This is a genomic window from Mesorhizobium sp. M4A.F.Ca.ET.090.04.2.1, assembly GCF_003999085.1.
Taxonomy (GTDB): Bacteria; Pseudomonadota; Alphaproteobacteria; order Rhizobiales; family Rhizobiaceae; genus Mesorhizobium.
This window is the reverse complement of record NZ_RZOT01000598.1, coordinates 1-3,490: the sequence shown is the minus strand read 5'-3', so window position 1 is coordinate 3,490 and position 3,490 is coordinate 1. Positions and strand designations below refer to the sequence as shown.

General features: G+C 64.4%; 4 protein-coding genes. 1 reads left to right on the top strand and 3 read right to left on the bottom strand.

Annotated features, from left to right (window positions below):
• On the top strand, window positions 1–1,024 hold a 1,024-nt coding region (gene mgtE / locus EN781_RS28850; protein ID WP_127400566.1), incomplete at its 5' end, for a magnesium transporter.
• A 43-nt stretch (window positions 1,025–1,067) separates the two neighbouring features.
• Here mgtE and gor read toward each other — a convergent pair.
• The 3 genes from gor to EN781_RS28835 all read right to left on the bottom strand — a co-directional run.
• Window positions 1,068–2,456, bottom strand: coding sequence for a glutathione-disulfide reductase (gene gor / locus EN781_RS28845; RefSeq protein WP_126054528.1), 1,389 nt, complete (start codon window positions 2,454–2,456; stop codon window positions 1,068–1,070).
• A gap of 119 nt (window positions 2,457–2,575) precedes the next feature.
• Entirely contained in the window at window positions 2,576–3,178 is a 603-nt protein-coding gene (locus tag EN781_RS28840; RefSeq protein ID WP_126054527.1) for a DUF2059 domain-containing protein, read from the bottom strand.
• On the bottom strand, window positions 3,165–3,490 hold a 326-nt coding region (locus EN781_RS28835), incomplete at its 5' end, for a ribose-5-phosphate isomerase A (RefSeq protein WP_189347913.1). The genes EN781_RS28835 and EN781_RS28840, both read right to left, overlap by 14 nt.

Sequence of the window (3,490 nt, the reverse complement as noted above, 5' to 3'; positions counted from 1 at the left end):
GCTTTCCATCCTCGGTTATCCCGAAGGCAGCGCTGCCTCGATCATGACGACGGAGTTCGTCAGCGTGCCGTCGGACTGGACCGTCGGCCGCACGCTCGACCACATCCGCAAGGTCGAGCGCACCCGCGAGACCGTCTATGCGATCTATATCGTCGATCCGCAAACGCACCTCCTTGTGCGCTCGACCGGCCTGCGGCGTCTGATCACCGGCGAGCCTGACGATCCGATCCTGTCGGTGGCGCCGGACCGCGTGCCGGTGACGGTCACGCCGCTGACCGATCGTGAGACGCTGGCGCAGACGATCTCCAAATACGACCTGCTCGCTGTACCGGTCGTCGACCACGGCAAGCTCCTCGGCATCGTCACCATCGACGACATCATCGACACGATGGTCGAGGAGACGACCGAGGACGTGCATCGCTTCGGCGGCATGGAGGCGCTCGACGAGCCCTATATGAAGATGGGCTTCCTCGCCATGATCCAGAAGCGAGCTGGCTGGCTCTGCGCCCTGTTCATCAGCGAGATGCTGACCGCCAATGCCATGCAAAGCTATGAAGGCGAGCTGGAGAAGGCGATCGTGCTGACGCTGTTCATCCCGCTGATCATGAGCTCGGGCGGCAATTCCGGCTCGCAGGCGACCTCGCTGGTCATCCGGGCGCTGGCGCTGCGCGAGATCGGCCTTGGCGACTGGTGGCGGGTGGCCCTGCGCGAACTGCCGACCGGCCTTGTGCTCGGGGCGATCCTCGGCGTCGTCGGCGTCTGCCGCATCACGCTGTGGCAGTATCTCGGCTTCTACAACTATGGCCCGCACTGGGAACTGATCGCGGCGACAGTGGGTGCCGCGCTGATCGGCATCGTCACCTTCGGCTCGCTCTCCGGGTCGATGCTGCCGTTCGCGCTGAAGCGCATCGGCTTCGATCCGGCAAGCGCCTCGGCGCCGTTCGTCGCCACGCTGGTCGATGTCACCGGCCTGGTGATCTACTTCTCGGTGGCGCTGGTGATCCTGCGCGGTACGCTGCTGTAGGCTTGAACATCCCACCGCCGGCTGTCGCCGGCGGTGGGTATCGTCAGACGCGCTCGCCGTTCTTCACCCGGTAGGTCGGCTTGTACATGGTGACCAGTTCTTCCGCCGCCGTCGGGTGCACGGCCATGGTGCGGTCGAAATCTTCCTTGGTCAGTCCTGCTTTCAGCGGAATCCCCAGAAGCTGCGCCATCTCGCCCGCATCCGGCCCGAGGATATGGGCGCCGAGCACCTTCCCCGAGGCACCGTCGACCACCAGCTTCATCAGCATCTTCTCGTCGCGACCGGACAGGGTGTGGCGCATCGGGCGGAAGCTGGCGCGATAAACCTCGATGTCGGCAAAGCGCTTGACCGCCTCGTCCTCCGACAGGCCGACGGTGCCGATCTCCGGCTGCGAAAACACCGCCGTCGGGATGGTGTCGTGGTCGGGCGCGGTCGGGTTGCCCTTGAAGGCGGACTCGATGAAGCACATCGCCTCATGGATCGCCACCGGCGTCAACTGCACGCGGTTGGTGACGTCGCCGATCGCCCAGATGTTGTCGATGTTGGTGCGCGAGTCCTTGTCGACATTGATGGCGCCGGTCCTGGTGAGTTCGATGCCGACCCCTTCCAGGCCCATGTTCTCGGTGTTGGGGATGCGGCCGATGGCAAGCATCACCTGATCGACGGTCAGCACCTTGCCGCCGGTGACGAGCGCGTCCAGACGCCCGTCCGGCCGCTTGCGCACCCATTCCGACACCGCATGGCAAAGGATCTTGATGCCCTTCTTTTCCATGGTCTCGTGCAGTGTGCGCCTGAGGTCCATGTCGAAGCGGGACAGGATCTCCCTGCCGCGATAGACCAGAGTGGTGTCGACGCCGAGCCCATGGAAGATGTTGGCGAATTCGACGGCGATGTAGCCGCCGCCCTCGATCATGATTGCCTTCGGCAATTTCTTGAGGTCGAAAGCTTCGTTGGAAAAGATGCAGTGCTCATGGCCGACGAGGGCCGGATGCGGCGCCGGCCGGCCCCCGGTTGCGATAAGGATCTGGTCAGCGGTGACGGTCCGATCCTCCCCGAGAAGATGCACCACATGCGGATCAACCAGCATGGCGCGCGAATGGAACGTCTCGCCGCCGGCACCTTTCACGTTCTTCTCGTAGATGGCTTCCAGCCGGGCAATCTCCTTGTCCTTGTTGGCGACCAACGTCGGCCAGTCGAAACTGGCCTCGGGCACGCTCCAGCCGTAGCCGGCGGCGTCAGCAAAATGCTCGGGAAATTGCGAGGCATAGACGTAGAGCTTCTTCGGCACGCAGCCGCGAATGACGCAGGTGCCGCCATAGCGGTATTCCTCGGCGATGCCGACGCGCTTGCCGAGCGCCGCCGCGACACGGGCCGCCCTCACCCCTCCGGAGCCGCCGCCGATGACGAAGAGATCGTAGTCGTAACCGGCCATGCGTGGCTCCTTGCCTTCAAAAATGCCTGAGACAGGTAGGCTGCTCATCACCAAAAGAAAAGCCCGGACAAAGCCGGGCTTTCTGGTCCAGCGGCCGTCAGGCCGCGCAGCAAGGCAAATCAGTTCTGCGTGTTGTCGGCCGGCGCATCGCCGTCAGCCGGAGCCGAGCCATCGGCCGGCGCGGCACCATCCGCGGGAGCGGGCGCGGCCGGAGCGGCGGCCTTCGACGCGGCAGCCAGCGTTTCGCCCACCTGCTGGGCGAGGTCTCGGGCGACGCCGTTCTGCCAGATGTCGGCTGCCTTGACGAGATCGCGCGTCACTGCCGGACCGCTGTCCAGCAGCTTCTTGCCCGAATCGGAGCTGTAGAAGGTCGCGATGTCGTTGAGCTCCTTCTCGGAGAACACCTTGGCATAGGCAAGGGCTGCTTCCTTCTCAAGGTCGGCGCGGCGCGCCGCCAGCGCCATCGCCTTCTCGCTGACGGTCTTGCCGATCAGTTCCTGCATGTCGGGGTTCTTCTGGATAAGCTGGTTCTCAAGCGCCGCCGCTGCCTGCGGCAGGATGTTGTCGAACGGGTCGGTGGCATGGATGGCAGCGACGGCGGCGCGCGCAGCCTTCAGGTGCGATTCGGAGACGTCCTGCGCAAACGCCGGCGAGGACAACGCAAGGACAGCCGAAGCCGCCAGAGCGGCCGAGAAGCGGCGAACCCGGTTATGCAACATCATGGTCGATAGAACTCCCTGGTTTTCGGGCGGCATGGACGGTTTGGATGCCGTCGCCGCCGGCGATGATGGCCGCTGACGCCAGCCCGATGAAAAGACCATGCTCGACAACGCCTGGAATGGCGTGGAGAGCATTCGAAAGCGCTCTTGTATCCGGAATGCGGCCAAAAGATGCATCGAGGATAAAATGGCCGCCGTCTGTAACAAATGGCTGGCTCCCCGTCATCCTCAATGTAACCGGGCCGGAAAGGCCGAGGACCGCGGCGGCCGCGCCGATCGCGATCTCGGTCGCGCGCAGGCCGAATTTGTTGACTT